The sequence below is a fragment of the Pseudomonas sp. AL10 genome (genome assembly GCF_029960685.1).
Lineage (GTDB): Bacteria > Pseudomonadota > Gammaproteobacteria > Pseudomonadales > Pseudomonadaceae > Aquipseudomonas > Aquipseudomonas lactis.
Map to the genome: position 1 here is coordinate 22382 of NZ_JASBQZ010000029.1, position 24564 is coordinate 46945.

The window sequence follows — 24564 nt, forward strand, 5'->3', positions numbered from 1 at the left end:
TCTTGTCCAACCCAACCCCTCAATCGGCCCCGCCGTCCCGCGCCTTGCGCTGGGGCGTGGCTGGCTCGGTGGTGGTGATGATCGCCGCCGGTGGCCTGTTCTACTACGCCTCGCAATTGGCCGCGACCAAGCGCCAGACCAACCACAATGAAATCGCGGTCACGATTCACAGTCACGCCTGCGAGCCCAACGCCCTCACCGTGCCGGCCGGGCGCGCAAGCTTTCGTATCATCAACCGCTCCGACCGTGCGGTGGAGTGGGAAATCCTCGACGGCGTGCTGGTGGTCGAGGAACGGGAAAATATTGCCCCAGGCCTGAGCCAGGTGATCAACGCCAACCTGTTGCCCGGCGACTACGCCATTACCTGTGGCCTGTTGAGCAACCCGCGTGGCACCTTGCATGTCACGCCCACGGCAGAGTCCGACGCCCAGGCTAAGGCCAAGCCGTCGATGGTGGCCTTTATCGGCCCGTTGTCGGAGTTTCGCGTATACCTGAGCGGCCAAGGCAGTGCCCTGGTCAAGGCCGTAACGGCGCTGCAACAGGCCATCGCCGCCGGTGATCTGGCCCAGGCGCAGGCCATGTATGTGCCGGCCCGTGAGGCGTATCAGCGCCTGGCGCCTGCCTCTCAACGCCTGGCCGAATTGGATAACGCGATCAACGCCCGCGCCGACTACTTTGAAAAGCGCGAGCAGGACCCCGCCTTCAGCGGCTTCCACCGCCTCGAATACAGCCTGTTCCAGCAGCACAGCCTCGATGGCCTGGCGCCGGTCGCCCAGCGCCTGGTTACCGACGTCACCACGCTCAAGCAACAGTTACTGGCCCAGTCCCTGCCACCGGAGCAACTGGTGAGCATTGTGGTGCGCGTCCTCAATAGCCTGGCGGACGTGCGTGCGGCGAGCGGTGAAGAGGAACGCTACAGCCACATCGATTTGAACGGCTTTGCCGCCAATCTGCAGGTAGCGCGCAAAGTGGTCGACCTGATGCGCCCGTTGCTGGACAAGTCCGCCGCCGACCTGCTCCCCACTATAGACAGCGCGCTCAACGCCTTCGACACCGAACTCGACGGGCTCAAGGTGAATGACCGCTACCCAACCTACGACAAGGTTACAGCCGATCAGCGCAAGCAGATCGCCGACAAGGCCAAGGCACTGGCCGTTGCACTCGATGGAATCGACCCCGCCCTTGGCCTTTCCGGCCTGCAGTGAAGACGACCGCATACATGAGTGATACAGAACAGTTTGACCTCCAACGTCGCCGCGTCCTGTTGGGCATGGCGGCCACCGGCGCTGCGATTGCCGGCAGCAGCCTGTCCTGCCCGGCGATGGCAGCAGTGGCCGAGCAAGTCACCACGGCCCCGCGCAGCGACAAGACCCAGGACCACCAGGCGTTTTTCGGCAAGCACCAAAGCGGCATCGTCACCCCGCGCCCGGCCTGCGGCATGGTCGTGGCGTTCGATGTACTGGCCAGCGACCGCGAAGACCTGGAACGCCTGTTTCGCACCCTGAATGAGCGCATCGCGTTCCTGATGACGGGCGGCACCGTGCCCCAGGTCGACCCGAAATTGCCGCCCACCGATTCCGGTATCCTCGGCCCGGTGGTCACGCCGGATAACCTGACCATCACCGTGTCGGTCGGCGAGTCGTTGTTCGATGAGCGTTTCGGCCTCGCGGCGGCCAAACCCAAGCGCCTGAGTCGCATGGTCGGTTTCCCCAACGATGCGCTGGAGCCCGCGCAGTGCCATGGCGACCTGAGCCTGCAGTTCAGCTCCAACACGCCGGACACCAATATCCACGCCCTGCGTGACATCGTCAAAAACCTGCCCGACCTGCTGCTGGTGCGCTGGAAGCAAGAAGGCAGCGTGCCGCCCCAGGCACCGTCCAAGCCCGGCGAACCGGCGCAGAGTGCGCGCAACTTCCTGGGCTTTCGCGATGGCTCGGCCAACCCCAATTCCAACGATGACAAGGCCATGGACCAAATCGTCTGGGTACAGCCCACCAGCGACGAACCGGCCTGGGCCGCCCATGGCAGTTACCAGGCCGTGCGCATCATCCGTAACTTTGTCGAGCGCTGGGATCGCACCCCGCTGCAAGAACAGGAAAGCATCATCGGCCGTATCAAACCCACGGGCGCGCCCATGGACGGCCAGCATGAAACCCAGGTCCCGGACTACAGCAAGGACCCGGAAGGCAAGTTGACCAAGCTCGATGCCCACATCCGCCTGGCCAACCCGCGCACCCCGCAGACCCAGGCCAACCTGATCCTGCGGCGGCCGTTCAACTACTCCAACGGCGTCAACAAAAACGGTCAACTGGACATGGGCTTGTTGTTCATCTGCTACCAGGCTGACCTGGAGAAAGGCTTTATCAGCGTGCAAACCCGACTCAACGGCGAGCCGCTGGAGGAGTACCTCAAGCCCGTGGGTGGCGGGTATTTCTTCACGTTGCCCGGGGTCACCGGCCCTAAGGATTTCATCGGGCGCACGCTGCTCGCGGCAACGCACTCTCAAAATCCTGCCAAGACCTAAAACACACCAGAGCGGAATGTCTCCCATGAAGAAGTCGTCTATCGCGTTGTTGTTACTCAGCCTTTCGCCACTGGCAAGCTTCGCCGCTACTGCGCCGTTGGACCTGGTGGGCCCGGTGTCGGATTACAAGATCTACGTCACCGAAGAAATCGGCGAACTGGTCACCCAGACCCAGGCGTTCACCGACGCCATCAATAAGGGCGACCTGGCCACGGCCAAGAAGCTCTATGCGCCGACTCGCGTACATTATGAGTCCATTGAGCCGATCGCCGAGCTGTTCAGCGACCTCGACGCCTCCATCGACTCCCGTGTGGACGACCATGAAAAAGGCGTGACGGCCGAAGACTTCACCGGCTTTCACCGCATTGAATACGCGCTGTTCTCGCAGAACTCGACCCAGGGCCTGCAAGCGCTGACCGCCAAGCTCAACGCCGATGTGAATGACCTCAAGACCCGCGTCGATGGCCTGACTTTCCCGCCGGAGAAAGTCGTCGGTGGTGCTGCTGCGTTGCTCGAAGAAGTCGCGGCCACCAAGATCTCCGGTGAAGAAGACCGTTACAGCCATACCGACCTGTACGACTTCCAGGGCAACATCGACGGCGCGAAAAAAATCGTCGAGCTGTTTCGTGGCCAGATCGGGCAGCAAGACCAGGCCTTCCTGGCCAAGGTCGACAAAAACTTTGCCAGCGTCGACAAGATCCTGGCCAAGTATAAAACCAAGGATGGCGGCTTCCAGACCTATGACAAGGTCAAGGACAACGACCGCAAGGCCTTGGTCGGCCCGGTCAATACCCTGGCCGAAGACCTCTCGACCCTGCGCGGCAAGCTGGGTTTGAACTAACGGCCGCGCACAAAAAAACACCCAGTCCCTGTCCAAGGGCCCGGGTGTTTTTTTGCCGATAAGTTGCTCGGCTAGAGAATGCGGTACAGCAAGCGCTCGATCCGCACCCGGCTGACACGCCGCAGGAATTTGCCGACAGCGGGCGGGTAATCCACCAGTGTCTGCAATTGCTGGTAACCCTGGATACGCGTGGTGTGCTGGAAAATATTCGCAAGCTCGGCGCTTCGCGGCTCCAGCCATTGGCCTTGAGGGTCGTCGATCAGCAAGCCGTTTTCCAGGTCGAGGCGAAACGCCCGAGGGTTGAGGTTGTTGCCGGTGAGCAAGGTGTAGCGCTCATCCACCCACATGCCCTTGAGGTGGTAGGTGTTATCGCCGTCGCGCCATAAGTGCAGGTTCAACTGGCCGCTGTTGATCATCGGCTGGTGCCGCTTGGCAAAGCGCCGCAGGCTGATCTCGTACAAGTACGGCAACGCCGCAATCACCTTGAAAGGCTCGGTGGGCGGAATGTAGAAGTCGTTGGCAGTCTTGTCGCCCACCACGATGTCGATCTTCACGCCGCGTGCCAGGGCGCGGTTGATCTCACGGGTCACCGGCAATGGCAGGTTGAAATACGGCGTGCAGATGGTCAGTTGCTGCTGGGCGCTGGCGATCAGTTCGAGGATCACCCGGCTCAACGGGTTGTTCTTGCCGACGCCCAGCAAGGGGCTGACCGACAGATGGCCATTGGGCAACTGCCCGGCTGTGGTGTCGTAGGTCGCATGCTTGAGACGGCTGCGCAGGTCGCCGATATCGTTGCGCAGGCTGCGGGTGGTGGGCGGGTTCGGCAGGTCCAGGCGATGCACGGCCTTGGACGCTACCAGGCCGTGCTCCACCAGATGCTGCATCGAATCGGCCAAGGGTTGGCTATGGATCAGGTGGTAACGGTCGAAGCGGTATTTGTCGAACTTGTGCAGGTACACGTTGTTCAGGCTGGCGCCGCTGTACAGCACGCTGTCATCGATCACGAAACCCTTGAGATGCAACACGCCGAACAGCTCGCGGGTTTGCACCGGCACGCCGTACACCGGCACTTCGGTAGCGTGGCGCTGGGTCATCGCCTGGTACCAGGCGCTGTTGCCCGGTTGCTTGCCCGCGCCGATCAACCCGCGCTGGGCGCGCAGCCAATCCACCATCACCACGATCTCCAGTTCAGGCCGTGCGGCCTTGGCGGCGTGTAGTGCGTCGTAGATTTCCTGCCCCGCCTCGTCCTGCTGCAAGTACAACGCAACGATGTAGATACGCCGCGTGGCCTGGGCGATTTTCTCCAGCAGGCAGCGACGATAGGCGTCGGCGCTGGGCAGCACCTCAATGGCCTCGTTGGACAACGGAAAACCGCGCAGCTTGGGCAACAGGGAGCGTTTGAAGAACGACGGCATAGGGCTCGCAATGGGTCGAATCCGAAGAGGCCCAAAGCTTACACCATGAGGCTGCTCAGGTCTCGCGGTGGGTAATTTAAAAAACGCTGTTGACCATGAAGAACGATCGTTCTACTGTACTCGACATGAACGATATAACCCAGAATGAAACCCGCGACATTATCCTCGACGTCACCGAGAAGTTGATCTATCGCCACGGCATCGCTGCCACCGGCATGGACTTACTGGTGAAAACCGCCGGTGTGTCGAGAAAAAGTATCTACCGCTACTTCGCCAACAAGGATGAGTTGGTGGTGGCCGCCCTGCAACGCCGCGACGAACGCTGGATGCAGTGGCTGCGCAGCGAAGTGGAACGCCGCGACGACAGCGGCGAGCGCCTGCTGGAGCTTTTCAGCGCGCTCAAAGGCTGGTTCGGCTCGGCAGACTTTCGCGGCTGCGCCTTTATCAACACCAGCGGTGAAACCGGTGACGCCCAAGACCCCGTGCGCCTGTTGGCCAAGGCCCATAAACGCAAACTGTTCGAGTACGCACTTGAACTGTGCCAAGCACATGGCACCCCCGACCCGGAGCAGCAGGCCGCGCAACTGCTGATCCTGATCGATGGCGCCATTACCGTTGCCCTGGTCATGGGTGATTCAACAGCTGCCGATAATGCGCAATGCATGGCGCGAACCTTACTGCAACTGTGAACCCACAGCCCAGGCAACTTTCGACCCAACCTTTATTGCTTTGAGGAGACGCCCATGTCAGCCCAAGAAGAAGTCCGCCCGCCCCTGCCGCCGTTTACCCGCACGTCTGCCATCGAAAAAGTCCGTCTGGCCGAAGACGGCTGGAACTCCCGCGACCCGCAGCGCGTGTCCCTGGCCTATACCCTGGATACGAACTGGCGTAACCGCGCCGAATTTGCCCATAACCGCGAAGAAGCCAAGCAGTTCCTGACCCGCAAATGGGCCAAGGAGCTGGATTATCGACTGATCAAGGAACTGTGGGCCTTCACCGATAACCGCATCGCCGTGCGCTACGCCTATGAATGGCACGATGATTCGGGTAACTGGTTCCGCTCGTACGGCAATGAGAACTGGGAATTCGATGAGAACGGCTTGATGGCCAACCGCTTTGCCTGCATCAACGATATGCCGATCAAGGAAAGCGAGCGCAAATTCCATTGGCCGCTGGGGCGGCGCCCGGATGAGCATCCGGGCCTGTCAGAGCTGGGGCTATAACCCCGATTCTGCAGACAGCGTGAGATCCAATGTGGGAGCTGGCTTGCCTGCGAAAGCGGTGGTGCAGTAACAGATTCAGCGCCTGACACACCGCCTTCGCAGGCAAGCCAGCTCCCACACTTGGATCGCGGGGCATCAATTGGATCAACCTCTGCTAACAGCGCCCTCCCACACGTTTAGTCCTGATTCAGCCCCACCCGATACAACACACCGTCATCCTCATCCGTCAGCACATACAGAAAGCCATCCGGCCCCTGCCGCACATCGCGGATCCGCGCTTTCAATTCGCCCAACAAGCGTTCCTCGTGAACCACCTTGTCACCCTCGAACTGCAAGCGAATCAGCTCCTGGCTGACCAGCGCACCGATAAACAGGTTGTGCTGCCAGGCCTTGAACCGGTCGCCGTCATAGAACGCCATGCCACTGATGCCCGGCGACTTCTCCCACACATGATGGGGTGCCACTGTGCCCTCGGCCGTTTTGCCCTTGGCTTCGGGAATCGGCAGCAGGGAATAGTTGATGCCATGGGTCGCCAACGGCCAGCCGTAGTTCTTGCCGCGCTCGATGATATTGACTTCATCACCGCCACGGGGCCCATGTTCATTTTCCCAGATCGTGCCGCTCCAGGGGTTCAAGGCCAGCCCTTGCGGGTTGCGCTGCCCATAGGACCAGATCTCCGGACGCACGCCGGGCTGACCGACAAAGGGGTTGTCATCCGGCACGCGCCCATCCGGGTAGATGCGCACCACTTTACCTTGCAGCTTGTCCAAGTCCTGGGCCGTGGGGCGGTCGTTGTTCTCACCCAGGGTCACGAACAGGTAGCCGTCACGGTCAAAGGCCAGGCGCGAACCGAAGTGATTGCCCGTAGATAGCTTGGGCTCCTGGCGCAGAATCACCTTGAAGTCCTCCAAGCCGCTCAAGTCAGCCGCCAGGCGCCCACGCCCTACGGCAGTGCCGGCCTTACCGCCCTCACCACCGCCTTCGGCGTACGACAGGTACACCAGGCGGTCCTGCTTGAAGTCTGGCGACAGCACCACATCCAGCAACCCGCCCTGCCCTTTGGCCCACACCTGCGGCACGCCCTTCAAGGGCGCAGAGAGCTTGCCGTCCGGGCTGACAAACCGCAGGTTTCCAGGCCGTTCGGTCACCAGAAAACCTTGCTGGTCGGGCAAAAACGCCAGCGCCCACGGATGGTCCAGACCCTTGGCGATCGGTGTTGCGGTGATGCTGCCTTGCTCGCTGGGGAACTGTTGGCTATCGGCGGCATACACCGCGCTCAACGGCAGTAACGCGGTGGCGCACAGGGCGGCCATCAGGGTTTTACGTACAAACATAAGGCGAAATCCTCAGCGGCGATTGCCGTTGGCATCATAGGTGGGCGCTTTGGGTGCGGTGGCCGGGCGGCTGGGGGCCGCCTCCTGCTTGGGGTAGCGGTTGCCGATGCCGCCGTTTTCCAGGGTCGGCCGCGGGTTGGCCGGGACAGGCTGAATGCTGGGAACCGCAGGTGCATTGGGCTGGGTGCCCTGCATGCTGTTGGGGTTGGCCCGGTGAATCGGGCCGTGGTCGCTGCTGCGGCCCGGCAGGTTTTGCGCCTGGACCCATGGCCCAACGGCCAGGCCCAGCGCCAATGCTGCAAGATGACGTACACAAGGGTTCATGGCCAAACCTCTCTATGCCAGGTACTACGTGCTTTCGATAACACGCTACGCCGTGGGTTCGGGTGGTGACACTAAATAGTTTCTCATCAGGTGTAACACGATCTGTCCGAGCATCTATCCGCCGAAACTTTTGCCCTGCGCTGCGAGTCACCAGCACACAGGCTCTTCGTTGAGGAATCACACCTATGCCACGGGCAATCTGGAAAGGCGCCATCAGTTTTGGCTTGGTTCACATCCCGGTATCGCTGGTCTCGGCGACCTCTTCACAAGGCGTCGACTTTGACTGGCTGGACAAGCGCAGCATGGACCCGGTGGGCTACAAGCGCATCAACAAAACCACCGGCAAGGAAGTCACCAAGGAAAATATCGTCAAGGGCGTGGCCTTTGAAAAAGGGCGCTATGTGGTGCTCAGCGAAGACGAGATTCGCTCGGCCCACCCCAAGTCCACCCAGACCATCGAAATCATCGCCTTCGTCGCCAGCGACCAGATCCCCCTGCAAAACATCGACACGCCCTACTTTCTCGCCCCGGATAAACGCGGCGGCAAGGTCTATGCACTGCTGCGCGAAGCGCTGAAAAAAACCGGCAAGGTCGCGCTGGCCAACGTGGTGCTGCACACCAAGCAACACCTGGCTGCGTTGATGCCACTGGAGTCGGCCCTGGTGCTGGTCATGCTGCGCTGGCCCGCCGAAGTGCGCAGCCTGGACGAATTGGAACTGGGCAGCGATGTGACAAAACCGACCCTGGCCAAAGGTGAATTGGACATGGCCAAGCGCCTGGTGGAAGACATGAGCGCCGACTGGCAGCCCGATGAATACCGTGACAGCTTCCAGGACAAGATCCGGGCGCTGGTAGCGAAAAAGGCCAAGGCCGGCAAGATCGAAGACGTGGAAACCGCCGAAGGCGGCGAAGAGCGCAAATCTGCGGATGTCATCGACCTGACCGAACTGCTCAAACGCAGCCTGGCGGGTAAACCTGCGGCGAAAAAGAGCACCGCGAAAAAGTCCAATAACAAGGCCTCTTGAGCCTGCCATTGACGGGAGAACAACATGGCAAAGCCCCTGAGCGAGTACAACCGCAAGCGTGATTTCAAGATCACCGCCGAACCCGCCGGCAGCTCATCCAGCAAACGTAAAGCCTCGGCCTTAAGCTTTGTGATCCAAAAGCATGATGCGCGCAACCTGCATTACGACTTTCGCCTGGAACTTGATGGCGTGCTGTTGAGCTGGGCGGTGCCCAAGGGCCCGAGCCTGGACCCGAGCCAGAAGCGCTTGGCCGTGCATGTTGAAGACCACCCGCTGAGCTATGGCAGTTTCGAGGGCAGCATTCCCGCCGGCCAATACGGTGCGGGGGATGTGATCGTGTGGGATCGAGGCATCTGGCAACCCCACGATGACCCGCGCAAGGCCTACGCGGCGGGCAAACTCAAATTCACCTTGGTCGGTGAAAAACTCTCCGGTGACTGGGCGCTGGTACGCACCCGGCTCAAGGGCAGTGGCGACAAAGAGCAATGGCTGTTGATCAAGGAAAACGATCAGCAGGCGCGCCCGGCCTCTGAGTTCGATATTGTCGAGGCCAAGCCCGCCAGCGTGCTCAGCGATGCGGTCGTGGGCAAGCAAAAAGCCAAGGCCAAACCCAAGGCCGCGCCAAAATCCAAAGCGCCCAAGCGCAACGCTGCCCTGCCTGACGAGTTTGCCCCTCAACTGGCAACCTTGGTCGACCGCGCCCCCGAAGGTGACTGGCGCTACGAGATCAAGTTCGACGGCTACCGCATCATGGCGCGCATTCGCGACGGCGAAGTGCGCCTGTTCACCCGCAACGGCCACGACTGGACCGAGCGCCTGCCGCGTCAGTGCAAAGCCTTGCAAGCCCTCAAGCTCAAGGACAGTTGGCTAGATGGCGAAGTGGTCAGCCTCAATGGCGACGGGCTGCCGGATTTCCAGGCGCTGCAAAACGCATTCGATATCGGCCGCAGCCTGGACATCGTCTATTACCTGTTCGATGCCCCGTTTTTGAACGGTCGCGACCAACGCGAAGACCCGGTCGAAGAGCGTCGTGCTGCGCTTAAATCCGCGCTGTCCGGCAGCCGAAGCAAACTGCTGCGCTTCTCCGAAGCCTTTGCCGCCAGCCAGCGCGATATTTTCGAAAGCGCCTGTGACCTGGCCCTGGAAGGGGTGATCGGCAAGCGTGCCGGCAGCCCATACGTGTCGCGGCGCAGTGACAACTGGATCAAGCTCAAATGCCGCCTGCGCCAGGAATTCGTGATTGTGGGCTATACCCGCCCCCAAGGTTCGCGCAGCGGCTTTGGGGCGCTGCTGCTGGCGGTCAACGATGAGGCAGGCCTGGTGTATGCCGGGCGCGTAGGCACGGGATTTGATCAGGCGGCGCTGAAAAGTATCTATGCCAAGCTCACCGCGCTTGAGCGCAAGGACTCGCCACTGCAAAAGCCGTTGACCAGTGCCCAGGCCCGAGGCGTGCACTGGGTTGAGCCGAGCCTGGTAGGCGAAGTGCAATTTGCCGAGTGGACCCGTGAAGGCGTGGTGCGCCAGGCCGCGTTTGTGGGCCTGCGCACCGACAAGCCAGCCTCGCAGATCATTCATGAACAGCCGCGCGCGGCCAAGTCCGTCAAGGCACCCGAGGCATCGAAAGCCGGTAAAGCCCAGGCAACGGTGAAGAACGTGAAAATCACCCACCCCGAGCGCATTATCGACAAGCACAGCGGCACGCAAAAACAGCAACTGGCGCAGTTCTACACCGATATCAGCGAATGGATCCTGCCCTTTCTGCGCGGGCGCGCCGTGTCATTGCTGCGGGCGCCAGAAGGCATTGAAGGTGAGCAGTTCTTCCAGAAGCACTCTGAGCGCATGACCATCCCCCACATCAAGCAATTGGACCCGGCGCTGGACCCAGGCCATGCGCGCCTGATGGAGGTAGATAGCGTGGACGCCCTGGTGGGTGCCGTGCAAATGGGTACGGTCGAATTTCACACGTGGGGCGCCACCACGGACAAGATTGAGACGCCTGACCTGTTCGTCCTCGATCTCGACCCGGACCCGGCCCTGCCCTGGAAAGCCATGCTGGAAGCGGCCCAACTGACCCTGTCAGTGCTGGATGAGCTGGGCTTGCAGGCTTTCGTCAAGACCAGCGGCGGCAAAGGCTTGCACCTGATCGTGCCGTTGGCGCGGCGCGATGGCTGGGACACCGTCAAGGCATTTGCCAAAGCCATTGCCCAATTCATGACCCGGCAACTGCCCGAACGCTTTACCGCCACCAGCGGCCCCAAGAACCGCGTGGGCAAGATCTTTATCGACTACCTGCGCAACGCCCGTGGCGCCAGTACCGTGGCGGCGTACTCAGTGCGGGCACGCCCGGGCCTACCCGTGTCGGTGCCGGTGAGTCGAGACGAGTTGAAAGGGTTGCGCGGCGCCCAGCAGTGGACGGTGGCGAACCTGCACCAGCGGTTGCAGGCCTTGAAGGACGACCCGTGGGCGGGGTATGCCAATCGGCAGAAGATCAGCAAAAAGATGTGGGACAAGTTGGGCGCGCAACCCCCTGGGTGATCCGCGCCCTGAGCCAGGTCAGATAAGAATGAAGATCAGCGCCAGACCGGCAAAGATCGCCCACTTTTCCAGGTAGTAGCGCGTGCGATTGCGCTTCTTGAGCTCTTTGCCACGCAGGCGAATCTTATACAGACGGGTAAAGGCACGGTTGAGACCGCCGGTCTTGTCGCCCGCATCGTTGGGCGAACCCGCGGCCGCCATCACATTGCGGCTGAACCAGCGGTTGAACGCAGCCGCCCAGCGGTACTTCATCGGCCGTTCGATATCACAGAACAGAATGATGCGGTTCTGTTGGGTGGCGTTTTCCGCGTAGTGAATGTAGGTCTCGTCGAACATCACCGGCTCGCCGTCGCGCCAGTAATAGCTTTCGCCGTCCACATTGATGTAACAGCCTGGATCGTTAGGCGTATCCAGCCCCAGGTGATAGCGGTACGAGCCAGCATACGGGTCGCGGTGACGCACCAGCTTGGAGCCCGGTGGCAGTTCGGCGAACATCGCGGCCTTGATCGAGCCGATGCTTTGCACCAACTCGGTGGTGCGTGGGCACAGCTTCATCGCCGAGGGGTGACTGTCGCCGTACCACTTGAGGTAGAAACGCTTCCAGCCGGTCTTGAAAAACGAGTTGAACCCTACGTCGTTGTATTGCTCCGAGCGTTTGATCTCACCCGCCCGCATCAGATTCTGGCCTTCTTCGCGGATCTCTTCCCAGTGCTCCTGCAATGGGCTCAGGTCTGGAAAGTCGCTGGGCGAGAGGTAGGGACGGCTGGGCTGCTTGGAGAACAGGTACAGGAAACAGTTGATCGGCGCCAGGAACGTCGAGTGATCACTAAGCTGGCGACCCAGCTTGTGTCGCACCCGACCACGCAGGTGTACATACGCAATGGAAGCAACGTAGAGAGCAACAATGATGAGTTTCAAGGGATTCGTCACACGTCAGGGAGAGAACAGGCTGCTCCTGCGGGCCCACAACGGCCGAGGATGGATAAGCAGCACCTGAAATCACAATTCACATACAGGCGACACGCCCGGCGGATAATCGCCTGCGTGCGTCCATTGGCAGTTATTTAGCCACACTTTGTAACCAAAGGTTAACTAAGAATTGTGAAAAGCTGTCTACTGAGTGTGCTGGGGGTAGGCGCAGGCAGGCCCGTGAGCCTGCCTGTTTGAAGGGTTACAGCGGTGTGTCTTTATCCTCGCGGCGATCGCCTAATGCCGTATAAGGGACGGCCTGAGTGCGGCTGCGAACGAAGTAGCGGATCAGCGCAATCATCAGGCCCAGCAACAGCCCGCCGACCAGGCTCAGCGCGATGACCAGCGGTTTTTTCGGCTTGATCGGCGACAGAGGCTCCTGGGCTCGACGGTCAATCGTCACCAGCTTGAGGTTGCTCATGTCGATGTTCAAACCACGCAACCTGGCGACTTCAGCGCGAAGCGGCTCGACGTCCTGCAAGAAGATGTCTTCATTGCCACGCTTGCGCAGCACCTCAACCTCGCGGTTGCTTTCCAGCAGTTGCAGCTCTTTGCCGATCTCGGCAATGCGCGGGTTGGTAAAGTCATCACTGGTACGCTGCTGCAATGCAGCGCGCTCGGCTTCCAACGCCTCGGTCCCCATGAAATACAGCGGGATCTTCTGGTTGTTCACCTCGGTACGCATGACCTGGCTCGAACCCGTGCGGGTGGAGTCGGCCATAGAGGACGGCGTTGTCGGCGTACGAATGCCCATGGACTTGGCAATGCTGATCGCTTCGGCCAATTCGGCCAGGCGGTTGGTGCGCTCCATCTTCATCTGCAAGCGCAAAGCGCTGAGCTCGTCCTGCAGTTGGGCACGCTTGAGCCGGTCGGCTTCCAGCAGCTTGGCGATTTTCGATTCTTTATCGGTATCGTAGTTGGCGCGGGCGGCGTCGATCTTGCCCTTGAGCTCGCTCAAGCGGTTATTGACGATCACCTTCAGGTCAGCACCCACCTGCTGACGCTCGGCGGCAATGGCGTAGTCCACAAAACCGTTGAGAATCGCAACACCGTCGACGTCGGTCGGGTATTGCAGCTCCAGACGAATATAGCTGCTCAACGAATCGGATTTCTTCGGATCGGGCAAAATCAGATTGACCGAATTGCGGTTGAACGCCTCAAAGCTCTGCTCAAGGGTTTGCCCCGGTTTCTTGAACGCCTTGAACAACTCCTCATGGTCCTTGAAGAACCCCAGGCGCGCATCATAAGAGTCCAGCTGTGCACCTACTTTGAGCAACGCATCGGCAGGCGGCAACTTATACACTTCCGAACGGTTCAAGGCGTCTAGCTCGTTGATTGCAGCAGGCCGCAACACACTGCTGACTTCATAGGTCTTGGGTGCCAGAAAGGCATAACCTGCGCCTAATACCCCGGCCAGAAGCGTACACCCGACCACCAGCTTTTTTTGTCGCCAGATGGCGTGAAACAATTCAAATAAATCAATTTCATCAGACGCTGCGGAAGGTGGAAGCGGGGAAGTACGATTCAAAATAAGAACACCTTAAAATAATACTAAAAGGCCATCATTCTCAGAAGTCTAAAAGACTTCAAAAATCAGGGACAACGCCCTGGATACGGCAGACCAATGGCGATGTGACCACTCAGTCCCCTGAAATATCCCACAAACTTAGGGATTATTTCGGTTTCATTTCGGTGAGTAAGCCAAATGACACAGCCATGTCAGACTGATCTGGTTGCAAGCGTAGTCAATACAACATGAAAAAGCTGTCAAATACCTGTCTTATAAAGAAAAAAATTTCGCCTGCAGGTGGAACAGTGTCAGCCTCACTACAATTGAACATTTTTTTGAACAGCAATAAGGAGTTTGCATGTCACCGCTTTCAGCCTCGGACTTTCACGCACTGCAAGGCACTTGGGAACAAACCGCCCTTGAAGACAGTGGCGTGCTCAACCCCGTGGATGCCCACAGCGCGCCGGGAGCGATAACGACAATTGCAGGGGATCGCTTCGAAGTGACCACGGTCGGTGGCGAAGTATTATTGGCAGGACGCTTCGTACTGGACGCCAGTACCACGCCCAAAAGCATTACCTGGACGGACGACATAGGTGATGACGCAGGCAAGCAGCTCCCCGCCAGTTACCGGCTCGACGGCGATGATTTCGTATTTATCGCAGCGGATGAAGGCATGCCTAGGCCCACCGTGTTCAGCACCGGCCCGGGGCAAACCATGCGCACCTTCGTACGGCGCTCTTGATCAAATGTGGGAGCTGGCTTGCCTGCGATAGCGGTGGGTCAGTCAACTAATCTGTCACTGATACACCGCTATCGCAGGCAAGCCCGCTCCCACATGTTGGAACGAGGGGCGTCAGGCAGATAGGCGGTGGCTGGCAGGCCGTTACGGGAGCAAGCTCCCTCGCCACAGGTGGACACATAAGACGTGATTATCCGATTTGATCACGGCATTTTCACAAGGCCTTCACTTTTCCACCTATAGGGTGAAGCCTACCTACTCCAGTGAATCACTTGGCCCGCCCTCTCCTCGCGGGCCTTTTTTTGCCTGCGCAAACCTTGATCAGCCATCACGCTTGATCGCTGTCAGGGTAAAGCACAGGGGCATTTGCGCGACCTGATGCTCATACTGTTCGTAAAGTTCTTCCCGGTTGCAATGCGGGTACTCCTGCAAATGAGCGATCCGCAACTGCGCTGCGATAGCTCCGCTGACCACGCTGCCCAGGGTATGTACGTACCAATAGGAGGTCGGCCCGGGCCGCTCATCCTTCCCTTCATAGACAATTGCCTCCTGCAGCACAACGGGTTCACGCTGAAAGTAAGAACTGGCAGGCAGCATCGGGTTGGCCCCACAGGGGTCAAACACCTCGAGAAAGGGATGGGTTTCGTACATGACCAGCGTGCCGCCGGGCTTCAGCACACTGGCAACCTGGCGCATGAACAGCGCCACATCCGGCATCCAACCCAGCACGCCAATGGTCACCAGGGCAATATCGAAGCGTGCCTGCAAACGCTCGGGCAAATGGTGGATATCGGTCTCAATGAACTCAGGGCTATGCGGCGAGACCTCGGCCAATTCCCGTGCCTGTTCAAGAAACGCCCGGGATTGATCAACCCCCACCACCGAACGGGCGCCCAAGCCATACAGCGATAGGCTTTCGCGTCCGTTGTTGCAACACAATTGCACCACATCCTTGCCCATTACACCCACCTCTTGCAGCAAGGTGGTGATGGTCGGGTCAAGGCAGGAAAAATCAGGCTCGGCGACCGAGGCCAGCAGTGCCGTCCAGGTCGGAGTATCTTTGTGCAACCCGGCAGATTCATCCCAGGCATTTTTGTTGCTGGCGATCGCCTCTTGCGCTGAGGGCATGTCCATTGCTTCTCCAGAAACTCATTACAGTGGGCTTTGGAAAGTAAGTTAAATGCACGCAGGAGAAAAGCCTCCCCGACCGCGAAACTTATCACTCAGCCCACAGGTCACTAACCCAACGCGCGTTCAGCCCCTGAACGCCGCTCTTGAAGGTCGCATCGTGGCCCGTCATTCAGACCTGCGCATCGCTTTATCCCTGGACAGCCTGAACTTCTTTCTCGCCGATGTGCGCGACGGTCTCGGACCGTACCTGGCGATCTACCTGCTGGCCGTGCATCAATGGGAGCCGGCCAGCATTGGCGTGGTCATGACCCTGGCCGGCATCGCTGCCTTGTTGACCCAAGGCCCCGCAGGTGCGCTGATCGACCGCACTCGCAGCAAACGTGCGGTGGTAGCCCTTGCCGCGCTGTTGGTGACGGGCAGTTGCCTGATGCTGCCCTTTGTCAGTTCATTTGGTTGGGTGGCGTTGACCCAGGCCGCCAGTGCTGTAGCCGCCTCGGTATTTGCCCCGGCAATTTCCGCCATTTCGCTGGGGATCACTGGGCCGCGCGCCTTTACCCGGCGTACCGGGCGCAACGAGACCTTCAACCACGCCGGCAATGCCGTGGCCGCGTTGCTGGCCGGCGGGCTGGCCTACCTGTTCGGGCCGGTGGTGGTGTTCTACCTGATGGCGTTCATGGCCGTCGCCAGTGTCATTGCGGTCAGTTGCGTGCCGGCCAGGGCGATTGACCATGAGGTCGCCCGTGGTTTCGATCCAGCCCATCACACCGACCATGAACAGCCCTCGGGCCTGAAAGCATTGCTGGCCAACCAACCGCTGCTACTGTTCGCCATCTGCTGCGCGCTGTTTCACCTGGCCAATGCCGCAATGCTGCCGCTGGTCAGCCAGAAACTGGCGCAGATCAATCTGCAGATGGCCACCCCGCTGACTTCAGCCTGCATTGTCGCCGCACAGTTGGTGATGGTGCCAATGGCCTGGCTGGTCGGGCTCAAAGCCGATATCTGGGGGCGCAAGCCGCTGTTGCTTGTAGGTTTCCTGATACTGCCGCTGCGTGGCGTGCTCTATACCTTGTCCAGCGACCCCTACTGGCTGGTGGCCGTGCAGATGCTCGACGGTATCGGCGCCGGCATTTTCGGCGCCCTGTTCCCGGTGATCGTCAAGGACCTGACCCAAGGCACCGGGCGCTTCAACGTCAGCCTGGGCGCCCTCTCCACCGTATTTGGCCTCGGCGCGGCGCTCAGTAGCAGCCTGGCCGGTTTCGTGGTGCAGCAGGCTGGCTACAACGCGGCGTTCCTGACGTTGGCGGCGGTTGCAGCCGTTGCCTTGATGCTGTTGTGGCTGGCCATGCCGGAGACCTTGGCAAAACCATCCTTCGCTCGCCATACAACTGTCGCCTGACATATGCGACAATGCGCGCCAAATTCCAACACACATCCAAAATTTTGTGTTCAGCGACCGGGTTTCGCGCCTTGATGTCGCTGTTGACGCATGCCTGAAGGCACCTGCCGTCACGCTCGCAACCCATTGATAGGTAAAGTAATTGATCTCCACAGCTAACATCACCATGCAGTTCGGCGCCAAGCCGCTCTTCGAGAACGTCTCGGTCAAGTTCGGCGCCGGCAACCGCTATGGTTTGATCGGTGCCAACGGTTGCGGCAAGTCGACCTTCATGAAAATCCTCGGTGGCGACCTCGACCCGTCCGGCGGCCAGGTCATGCTCGAGCCGAACGTGCGCCTGGGTAAACTGCGCCAGGACCAGTTCGCCTATGAAGAATTCACCGTGCTCGACACCGTGATCATGGGCCACGAAGAGCTGTGGAAGGTCAAGGCCGAGCGCGACCGTATCTACTCGCTGCCGGAAATGAGTGAAGAAGACGGCATGGCCGTGGCCGAGCTGGAAACCGAGTTCGCCGAAATGGACGGCTACACCGCCGAATCCCGCGCCGGTGAGCTGCTGCTGGGCCTGGGTATTCCCCTGGAACAGCATTTCGGCCCGATGAGCGAAGTGTCCCCAGGCTGGAAGCTGCGCGTATTGCTGGCCCAGGCGCTGTTCTCGGATCCTGAAGTGCTGTTGCTCGACGAACCGACCAACCACTTGGACATCAACACCATCCGCTGGCTGGAAAACATCCTGACCCAGCGCTCCAGCCTGATGATCATCATCTCTCACGACCGTCACTTCCTGAACAGCGTGTGCACCCACATGGCTGACCTGGATTACGGCGAGCTGCGCCTGTTCCCGGGCAACTACGACGAGTACATGACCGTGGCGACCCAGTCCCGCGAGCAACTGCTGTCGGACAACGCCAAGAAGAAAGCGCAGATCTCCGAACTGCAATCCTTCGTCAGCCGCTTCTCGGCCAACGCCTCCAAAGCCAAACAGGCCACCTCCCGTGCCAAGGCGATCGACAAGATCCAGCTGGCCGAGGTCAAGCCATCGAGCCGTGTGAGCCCGTTCATCCGTTTCGAGCAGAACAAAAAGCTGCACCGCCAGGCGGTCATGGTCGAAAAGATGGCCAAAGGTTTTGACGGCAAGCCGCTGTTCAAGGACTTCAGCTTCCAGGTTGAAGCGGGCGAGCGCGTGGCGATCATCGGCCCGAACGGTATCGGCAAAACCACCCTGCTGCGCACCCTGGTCAACGAGCTGACCCCGGACGCCGGCAGCATCAAGTGGACCGACGCCGCCGAGCTGGGCTACTACGCCCAGGACCACGCCCACGACTTCGAAGACGACGTGAGCCTGTTCGACTGGATGGGCCAATGGACCCAAGGCGAGCAAATGATTCGTGGCACCCTGGGCCGTATGTTGTTCTCCAACGACGAGATCCAGAAGTCGGTCAAAGTAATCTCCGGTGGTGAACAAGGGCGCATGCTGTTCGGCAAGCTGATCCTGCAAAAGCCCAACGTGCTGATCATGGACGAACCGACCAACCACTTGGACATGGAATCCATCGAAGCATTGAACCTGGCGCTGGAGAACTATCCGGGCACGCTGATCTTCGTCAGCCACGACCGTGAGTTCGTATCGTCCCTGGCCACCCGCATTATCGAGTTGAGCCCTAGCGGCGTGATCGACTTCAGCGGCACCTATGACGACTACCTGCGCAGCCAGGGTGTGGTGTTCTAAGAGCAGCACTTAGCTGCAAGCAAAAGCCCTGCCCCTGTGACGGGGCTTTTTTGCATCAGCACTGTGCCGGGCGCTGATTCTGTGGGCCATGCATAACCAGTGTGGGAGCTGGCTTGCCTGCGAAAGCGGTGGTTCAGTTCTGATTCACTGACTGACACACCGCCTTCGCGGGCAAGCCCGCTCCCACAGGGATCGACGGTAGGCGTCCCTCGCTCCTACAGGGAGGCGGGATATGCCATGATGCTTTACCGCCCGCCAGCGATTGAGTATTCATGCCTGCCGCCCCCTCCTCCCTGTCGATCACCCTGCAGATCGTTTCCATCGTCTTCTATACCTTCATTGCCTTCATCTGCATCGGCCTGCCGATTGCGGTGATTCCAGGCTATGTGCATGAGCAACTGGGCTTCAGCGCCGTGGTGGCCGGGGTGACAATCGGCTCGCAGTACCTGGCCACGCTGCTCAGCCGCCCGATGGCTGGGCGGATGTCGGATAACGTCGGTACCAAGCGCGCGATCGTGCTGGGCCTGGCCGGCATTCTGATCAGCGGTGGACTGACCTTTATCGCCACGCTGCTGGACAGCCTGCCGAGCTTGAGCCTGGGCATTCTGATCACCGGTCGCCTGTTGCTGGGTGTGGCCCAGGGCCTGATTGGCGTGGGGACCATCAGTTGGTGCATGGGCGCAGTGGGCGCCGAGCACACCGCACGCTCGATCTCCTGGAATGGCATCGCCTCCTATGGCGCCATTGCCATTGGTGCGCCGTTAGGCGTGGTGATGGTGGCTGACTACGGCTACACCAGCCTGGGTATTGCCCTGGCGGTGTTGGCGGCGTTGGGCCTGGTGCTGATCCGCAATAAACCGTCGGTGCCAGTGGTACGTGGCGAGCGGCTGCCATTCTGGGCGGTGTTCGGGCGTATCGCGCCGTTTGGCACCAGCCTGTGCCTGGCCTCGATAGGCTACGGCACGTTGACGACCTTCATCACCCTGTATTACCTCAATCGTGGCTGGACCGGTGCGGCATATTGCCTGACGGTATTTGGCGTGTGTTTTATCCTGTCGCGCCTGGTGTTTATTTCGGCCATCAGCCGGTTTGGTGGATTCACCGCCGCCATCGCCTGCATGCTCATCGAAACCCTGGGCCTGACGCTGTTGTGGCTGGCGCCGTCTACCGGCGTGGCCTTGATCGGCGCAGGGTTGACCGGCTTTGGCTTGTCACTGGTTTACCCGGCGCTCGGCGTGGAAGCCATCAAGCAAGTGCCGGACAGCAGCCGCGGCGCCGGGCTGAGTGCCTATGCGGTATTTTTTGACCTGGCCCTGGCGATTGCCGGGCCGTTGATGGGCGCCGTGGCGCTGAACCTCGGCTATGGCTGGATCTTCTTCTGCGCGGCGTTGCTGTCGGTCAGCGCGCTCGGCCTGACCGTATTGCTCAGGCGTCGCGCCTACTGATCAGCGGTCTGCAAGCCGGCGCGGGTGGCCTCGCCCAGGGTATGGCTGAAAAAACGCCCGGCCTCGGAGACCAGATCGCGGTGGATGCCTTCTCGATCAACCCCATCGGCATCCGTGCAAATGGCGGGCATGCTCGCCAGTTGATCGCTGTCACACGGGGCCATGAACACGAAGTGCCCGGCCCCGGCCAACAGTTTGAAATCCGGGGGCTGCGGCAACTTGCGCGCCAGGGCGGCGGCGTTCTTGTCCACGGCCACCAACTGGTCGCCATCGCCACTGTAGAGCAGCACCGGCACATGCACGTCCGCCAGGGTGTGGCGGCCAAACATCAAGCTCAGCGGCGCCATCAGCATCAAGGCATGGATGCGCGGATCGGCCTGGGGTTGCAAATCGTCGCGGTCGACCACCAGCTCGCCCTTGGTGGTGCACGCGTCGCGGTCTTCGGGGCGCTCTTGGCAGTAGCGGCGCAGACGTTCGAAATCAGGCTTGGCGCCGGCCAGGATCAATGCCGTCTCGCCACCGGCTGAATAGCCGATGACGCCGATCTGATCAATATCCACAAAGGGCGACAGCATCGGCTCGGCCAAGGCGGCGGTGATCGCCTGGGAAATCTGGATCGGCCGACCGTACAAATTGCTCACGGTGCCCAGGCGGCTGTGGTCCTTGTAGTTGTCACCGGGATGCAGCACCGCCACCACCACAAACCCCTTGCGCGCCAAGGCGGTGGCCAGGTCATGCAGGGCCAGCGGCGTGCCGGTATTGCCGTGGGACAACATCAGCATCGGGAATCGCCCGATCGCCACCTTGGCATCTTCGCTGGCCGCCACATGGTAGGCGCCCAGCGCGGTGGAGCGCTCGGCATCGGTGGAGGGGTAGAACGCGATGGCTTTCATCGGCTGCGCATCCAGCGGGTCGAGAAAACTCATGCGATGAAACCCCACGCTCCAATGGGGGTGCGGTGCAGGCGCGGCGTGCACTGAAACCAGGCCGCCAATCAGGGAAAGAACCAAAACAGCACAAAGACGCATCATAGGGATGTCCACCTTTGCTGCACAAAAACCGGCCTGTCGATAAAAAGTCCAGGGTATCGAATGGATGTCTGCATAACCTGGGCCACAACGAAAAAACTCCGTACTCCGCTCGCGCTCGGGCGATCAGAATACAGAGTTTAGGCGCTCGGTTTCAGAATGAAACCGAGGACAGGGCAAATTTACATAAGCCTTACGCAGCGGCGAACAGTTGCTCGTTGATGCGCACGTTGGCGTCGCTCATGGCTTTGCTGCGCACTTCATCACCGTAGGCCAGGCCTTCGGCGCGGACGATCTCGATGTCGGTGATGCCGAGGAAACCGAACAGCAGCTTCAAGTAGCCTTCATGGGCAGCGCCCGAAGCTTGGTCGGCATGCAGGCCGCCGGCGGTGGAGACAATAATGACCTTCTTGTTGCCGCACAGGCCTTCAGGGCCGGCTTCGGAGTAGCGGAACGTCTGGCCGGCCACCGCGATGCGGTCGATCCAGGCTTTCAATTGGGTTGGGATGGTGAAGTTGTACATCGGCGCACCCACCACCACAGCATCGGCGGCGAGAAACTCAGCCAGCGACGATGCACTCAGTTCAGCCTCGTGCTTTTGCGTCGCATCGCGCAGTTCAGCGGCAGTGCCCAAGGCGCCCAGGGTAGCGCCGGAGAAATGGTTGATGCCTTCGCTGGCGAGGTCGCGGTAAGTCACTTCCACGCCCGGCTGAGCGGCCTGCCACGCCTTGACCACACCGGCGCTGAGCTGACGGGAGGCAGAGTTGTCGCCGAGGATGCTGGAATCGATGTGCAAGAGTTTCATGATGGATCTCCGAGGTGGGATCGACAGTGGCGATCAGATGGTGGTGATGCTACGCATGAAACCAATGGTCGATAAGCCATCTGAAATGCGATAGTTTGTCCCACTGACAGGACAATAGGCCCACCATGCAAGACCTCAACGACCTCTACTATTTCGCTAAAGTCGTCGAAGCCGGCGGTTTTGCTGCGGCTGGCCGGCTGCTCGGGATTCCAAAATCCAGGTTGTCACGGCGCATTGCCGAGCTGGAAGACCGCCTGGGCGCACGCCTGCTGCAACGCACCACCCGGCAACTGACCCTCACCGCCGTGGGTGAGCGCTACTTGCGCCACTGCCAGGCCATGCTGCTGGAAGCGGAAATGGCTGACGAGGCCGTGGCCAGTATGTCCAGCGAGCCGCGTGGGCGGCTGCGGGTCAGTTGCCCGGTGGGCCTGGCCCAACACATCCTGCCGGAGTTGGTGGCAGGTTTTCTGGCCGCTCACCCGCTGGTGCAGTTGGACATGACCCTGGTGAACCGCCGCGTCGACCTGGTGGCCGAAGGCATTGATGTGGCACTGCGCGTTCGCGAACAAGGCGATGAAGACCCGTTGCTGGTCACCAAGCGCCTGCGCCAGGCGCACACCGTGCTGGTGGCCAGCCCCGCGTTCATGCGTGATCGGCAGGTCGAAACCCTGGAAGACCTCAAACAGTTGCCCATACTCGGCGCACTTGAGGCCGACCGAATGGTGCATCAACGCATCATCGATCCCCAGGGCAATACCCATGAACTGGTGATGGAAGCGCGCCTGGGCATCGAGGACTTTATCGTGCGCAAGGCCAGCGCCATCATGGGCGTGGGCTTTACGATACTGCCGATGATGTACTGCGAAGAAGAACTGGCCAGCGGCCGGCTGGTGCAACTGCTGCCGCAATGGTCATTGCCGGGCGGCTGGCTGCAGGCGGTGTACCCGCACCGGCGCGGCGTGCTGCCGGCCATCCGGGCCTGGATCGACTATCTGGAAGAAGGCTTCAAAGGCTGTGGAGATCGGCTGTTATGAGCATGACGGAAGAACAAGTCACACGTTTCTGCCTGAGCCTGCCAGGCGCACGGGAAGACTATAAGTGGGGCGGCGTGCGGGTGTTTTCGATTGCTGGCAACAAGATGTTCGCCTTGCAGAACCTGCGCGGGGAGTCGCTGGCCTTCAAGGTCGACAAAGAACTGTTCCTGGGCCACGTCGACCGGCCGGGCATTCACCCGGCGCCTTACCTGGCGAGGGCACAGTGGGTCATCATGAACACGCCCTACCCTTTGGGCGCTGAGGAACTGCGCGGCTTGTTGCAGCGCTCCCACCAGTTGGTGGTCAGCAAGCTGCCCAAGCGCACGCAGATTGGCTTGCGGCTAGAGGATTGACAACAAGGTGCCGCCCAAGAACAACTGGTCCAGCCAGAACACCTGGTGCAACAGCACAATCACCCAGAACAGCACCTGGTAAGACACCTTGCGCGTCTTGTGCCTGAACACCTGCTGGGCGATCAACGCCCCCGGCCAACCGCCCGCCAGCTCCACCGCGTGCAGGATGTTTTCCGGGGTGCGCCAGCCTTCGGTCTGGGCCTTGCGCTTATCGCTCCAGTACAGGAAGAACGCCACCACGCTGACCACACCGTAGGCCATCAACGGGATGACCGTTTCGCCGCGATACCACAGCAAGGCCGAGCCCAGCAGCGGCGCGGCACACAGCAGCACAAAGAGCAGCGCCTTCAGGCGTGGATGCTGGATGCTCATGGCTTGACCGCAGTCCAGTCGATCCAGCCGAACTGCCAGGTCGCCAGGATCACCAGGCCGAACGCAATCCGGTACCAGGCAAACGCCGCGTAGCTGTGGCTGGCGATGAACTTGAGCAGGGCCTTGACCGCGATCATGGCGAAGATGAACGAGGTGACAAAGCCAATGGCGAACACCGGCAAGTCCGCGGGCTGGAACAGGTCCCGGTACTTATAGCCCGAGTACACCGCCGCACCGACCATGGTCGGCATCGCCAGGAAGAACGAGAACTCGGTGGCCGTCTTGCGTGACAGGCCGAACAACAGGCCGCCGATGATCGTCGCACCGGAACGCGAGGTGCCGGGGATCATGGCCAGGCACTGGGCCAGGCCGACTTTCAGGGCGTCTTTCCAGGTGATGTCATCGACGCTCTCAGCCCGCACCGCATGCTGGCGGCGTTCAGCCCACAACATGATCACGCCGCCCACCACCAGCGCTGTGGCCACGGTGATAGGGTTGAACAGGTAGTGCTTGATCAGATCGGCGAAGATCACCCCGAGTACCACCGCGGGCAATACGGCGATGATCAGGTTGACGGTAAAGCGCCGGGCTTTGGGCTGGGTCGGCAGGCCGATAACCACGTCAAAGATCTTGCGTCGAAACTCCCAGACCACCGCCAGGATCGCGCCCAGCTGGATAATGATGTTGAAGGCTTCGAAACGCTCGCCACCAAAGTTGATCAGGTCGGCGACGATGATCTGGTGGCCGGTGCTGGAGATCGGCAAGAACTCCGTAAGCCCCTCTACGATGCCGAGAATCAATGCCTGTATGGCGGTCCAAAAATCCATGC

The 24564-nt window shown here is 60.4% G+C and carries 23 protein-coding genes; 13 read left to right on the forward strand and 10 right to left on the reverse strand.

What is annotated here, in order from left to right:
* Positions 1-2: 2 nt before the first annotated feature.
* From efeO (QK296_RS21400) to efeO (QK296_RS21410), 3 genes are read left to right on the forward strand one after another with little or no spacing between them, the layout of a single operon-like run.
* Positions 3-1205 carry an iron uptake system protein EfeO gene (gene efeO / locus QK296_RS21400; protein WP_282391284.1) on the forward strand — a complete coding sequence of 401 codons (1203 nt, stop codon included), beginning with the start codon at positions 3-5 and terminating at the stop codon, positions 1203-1205.
* A gap of 14 nt (positions 1206-1219) precedes the next feature.
* Positions 1220-2524: an iron uptake transporter deferrochelatase/peroxidase subunit gene (efeB, locus tag QK296_RS21405; protein ID WP_282391285.1), complete on the forward strand. Its 1305-nt coding sequence runs from the start codon at positions 1220-1222 to the stop codon at positions 2522-2524.
* Positions 2525-2549: 25 nt separating this feature from the next.
* Positions 2550-3365 (forward strand): iron uptake system protein EfeO, encoded by an 816-nt coding sequence (gene efeO / locus QK296_RS21410; RefSeq protein WP_003191077.1) that lies wholly within the window; start codon positions 2550-2552, stop codon positions 3363-3365.
* 71 nt (positions 3366-3436) lie between these two features.
* On the opposite strand, the gene pssA is transcribed toward efeO (QK296_RS21410), so the two are convergent.
* Positions 3437-4780: a CDP-diacylglycerol--serine O-phosphatidyltransferase gene (gene pssA / locus QK296_RS21415; RefSeq protein ID WP_003191076.1), complete on the reverse strand. Its 1344-nt coding sequence runs from the start codon at positions 4778-4780 to the stop codon at positions 3437-3439.
* Positions 4781-4905: 125 nt separating this feature from the next.
* On the opposite strand from pssA, the gene QK296_RS21420 reads away from it, so the two are divergent.
* A complete protein-coding gene (locus QK296_RS21420) occupies positions 4906-5469 on the forward strand; it encodes a TetR/AcrR family transcriptional regulator (protein WP_282391286.1) in 564 nt (187 codons plus the stop codon).
* Positions 5470-5523: 54 nt separating this feature from the next.
* Positions 5524-6003 (forward strand): nuclear transport factor 2 family protein, encoded by a 480-nt coding sequence (locus QK296_RS21425; protein WP_032891998.1) that lies wholly within the window; start codon positions 5524-5526, stop codon positions 6001-6003.
* Between the two features lie 176 nt (positions 6004-6179).
* Here the strand turns inward: QK296_RS21425 and QK296_RS21430 are convergent, their stop codons facing one another.
* Both QK296_RS21430 and QK296_RS21435 read right to left on the reverse strand, forming a co-directional pair.
* The gene (locus QK296_RS21430; protein WP_034135553.1) at positions 6180-7337 is read right to left on the reverse strand and encodes a PQQ-dependent sugar dehydrogenase; all 1158 of its coding nucleotides are present in this window, start codon (positions 7335-7337) and stop codon (positions 6180-6182) included.
* A 12-nt stretch (positions 7338-7349) separates the two neighbouring features.
* The gene (locus QK296_RS21435) at positions 7350-7661 is read right to left on the reverse strand and encodes a hypothetical protein (protein ID WP_282391287.1); all 312 of its coding nucleotides are present in this window, start codon (positions 7659-7661) and stop codon (positions 7350-7352) included.
* 185 nt (positions 7662-7846) lie between these two features.
* On the opposite strand from QK296_RS21435, the gene QK296_RS21440 reads away from it, so the two are divergent.
* On the forward strand, positions 7847-8686 hold the full coding sequence (locus QK296_RS21440) for a Ku protein (protein ID WP_003191069.1): 840 nt from the start codon (positions 7847-7849) through the stop codon (positions 8684-8686).
* Between the two features lie 24 nt (positions 8687-8710).
* Positions 8711-11221 (forward strand): DNA ligase D, encoded by a 2511-nt coding sequence (gene ligD / locus QK296_RS21445; protein WP_034135551.1) that lies wholly within the window; start codon positions 8711-8713, stop codon positions 11219-11221.
* Between the two features lie 18 nt (positions 11222-11239).
* Here the strand turns inward: ligD and lpxO are convergent, their stop codons facing one another.
* Together lpxO and QK296_RS21455 are read right to left on the reverse strand one after the other, a co-directional pair.
* The gene (lpxO, locus tag QK296_RS21450) at positions 11240-12139 is read right to left on the reverse strand and encodes a lipid A hydroxylase LpxO (protein WP_282391288.1); all 900 of its coding nucleotides are present in this window, start codon (positions 12137-12139) and stop codon (positions 11240-11242) included.
* Positions 12140-12392: 253 nt separating this feature from the next.
* The gene (locus QK296_RS21455; protein WP_003191065.1) at positions 12393-13718 is read right to left on the reverse strand and encodes a Wzz/FepE/Etk N-terminal domain-containing protein; all 1326 of its coding nucleotides are present in this window, start codon (positions 13716-13718) and stop codon (positions 12393-12395) included.
* Positions 13719-14058: 340 nt separating this feature from the next.
* Between QK296_RS21455 and QK296_RS21460 the strand changes: the two genes are divergently transcribed.
* Positions 14059-14445, forward strand: a complete 387-nt coding sequence (locus QK296_RS21460; RefSeq protein WP_120247994.1) for a TIGR03067 domain-containing protein — start codon at positions 14059-14061, stop codon at positions 14443-14445.
* Between the two features lie 318 nt (positions 14446-14763).
* Here the strand turns inward: QK296_RS21460 and QK296_RS21465 are convergent, their stop codons facing one another.
* Positions 14764-15576, reverse strand: coding sequence for a class I SAM-dependent methyltransferase (locus QK296_RS21465; RefSeq protein WP_003191062.1), 813 nt, complete (start codon positions 15574-15576; stop codon positions 14764-14766).
* 154 nt (positions 15577-15730) lie between these two features.
* Between QK296_RS21465 and QK296_RS21470 the strand changes: the two genes are divergently transcribed.
* The 3 genes from QK296_RS21470 (at position 15731) to QK296_RS21480 (ending at position 20143) form a co-directional block, all read left to right on the forward strand.
* Positions 15731-16969, forward strand: a complete 1239-nt coding sequence (locus QK296_RS21470) for an MFS transporter (RefSeq protein WP_003191061.1) — start codon at positions 15731-15733, stop codon at positions 16967-16969.
* 142 nt (positions 16970-17111) lie between these two features.
* Entirely contained in the window at positions 17112-18698 is a 1587-nt protein-coding gene (locus QK296_RS21475) for an ABC-F family ATPase (protein WP_003191057.1), read from the forward strand.
* Positions 18699-18970: 272 nt separating this feature from the next.
* Positions 18971-20143, forward strand: coding sequence for an MFS transporter (locus tag QK296_RS21480; protein ID WP_282391289.1), 1173 nt, complete (start codon positions 18971-18973; stop codon positions 20141-20143).
* Here the strand turns inward: QK296_RS21480 and QK296_RS21485 are convergent.
* Complete coding sequence (locus QK296_RS21485) at positions 20137-21174, reverse strand: dienelactone hydrolase (protein ID WP_044273645.1); 1038 nt, start codon at positions 21172-21174, stop codon at positions 20137-20139. The two genes, QK296_RS21480 and QK296_RS21485, sit on opposite strands and share 7 nt — an antisense overlap.
* Positions 21175-21364: 190 nt before the next feature.
* Positions 21365-21976: an FMN-dependent NADH-azoreductase gene (locus tag QK296_RS21490; protein ID WP_282391290.1), complete on the reverse strand. Its 612-nt coding sequence runs from the start codon at positions 21974-21976 to the stop codon at positions 21365-21367.
* Positions 21977-22101: 125 nt separating this feature from the next.
* Here QK296_RS21490 and QK296_RS21495 point away from each other — a divergent pair, with 125 nt between their 5' ends.
* Both QK296_RS21495 and QK296_RS21500 read left to right on the forward strand, forming a co-directional pair.
* Positions 22102-23010, forward strand: a complete 909-nt coding sequence (locus tag QK296_RS21495; protein ID WP_003191049.1) for a LysR substrate-binding domain-containing protein — start codon at positions 22102-22104, stop codon at positions 23008-23010.
* On the forward strand, positions 23007-23363 hold the full coding sequence (locus QK296_RS21500; RefSeq protein ID WP_181125270.1) for an MmcQ/YjbR family DNA-binding protein: 357 nt from the start codon (positions 23007-23009) through the stop codon (positions 23361-23363). The genes QK296_RS21495 and QK296_RS21500 overlap by 4 nt, the downstream gene beginning before the upstream one ends.
* Here the strand turns inward: QK296_RS21500 and QK296_RS21505 are convergent.
* The gene (locus QK296_RS21505) at positions 23352-23735 is read right to left on the reverse strand and encodes a DUF1294 domain-containing protein (RefSeq protein ID WP_003191046.1); all 384 of its coding nucleotides are present in this window, start codon (positions 23733-23735) and stop codon (positions 23352-23354) included. The genes QK296_RS21500 and QK296_RS21505 overlap by 12 nt on opposite strands.
* On the reverse strand, positions 23732-24562 hold the full coding sequence (locus QK296_RS21510) for an undecaprenyl-diphosphate phosphatase (RefSeq protein WP_003191045.1): 831 nt from the start codon (positions 24560-24562) through the stop codon (positions 23732-23734). Before QK296_RS21510 ends, QK296_RS21505 begins: the two co-directional genes overlap by 4 nt.
* Positions 24563-24564 lie beyond the last annotated feature (2 nt).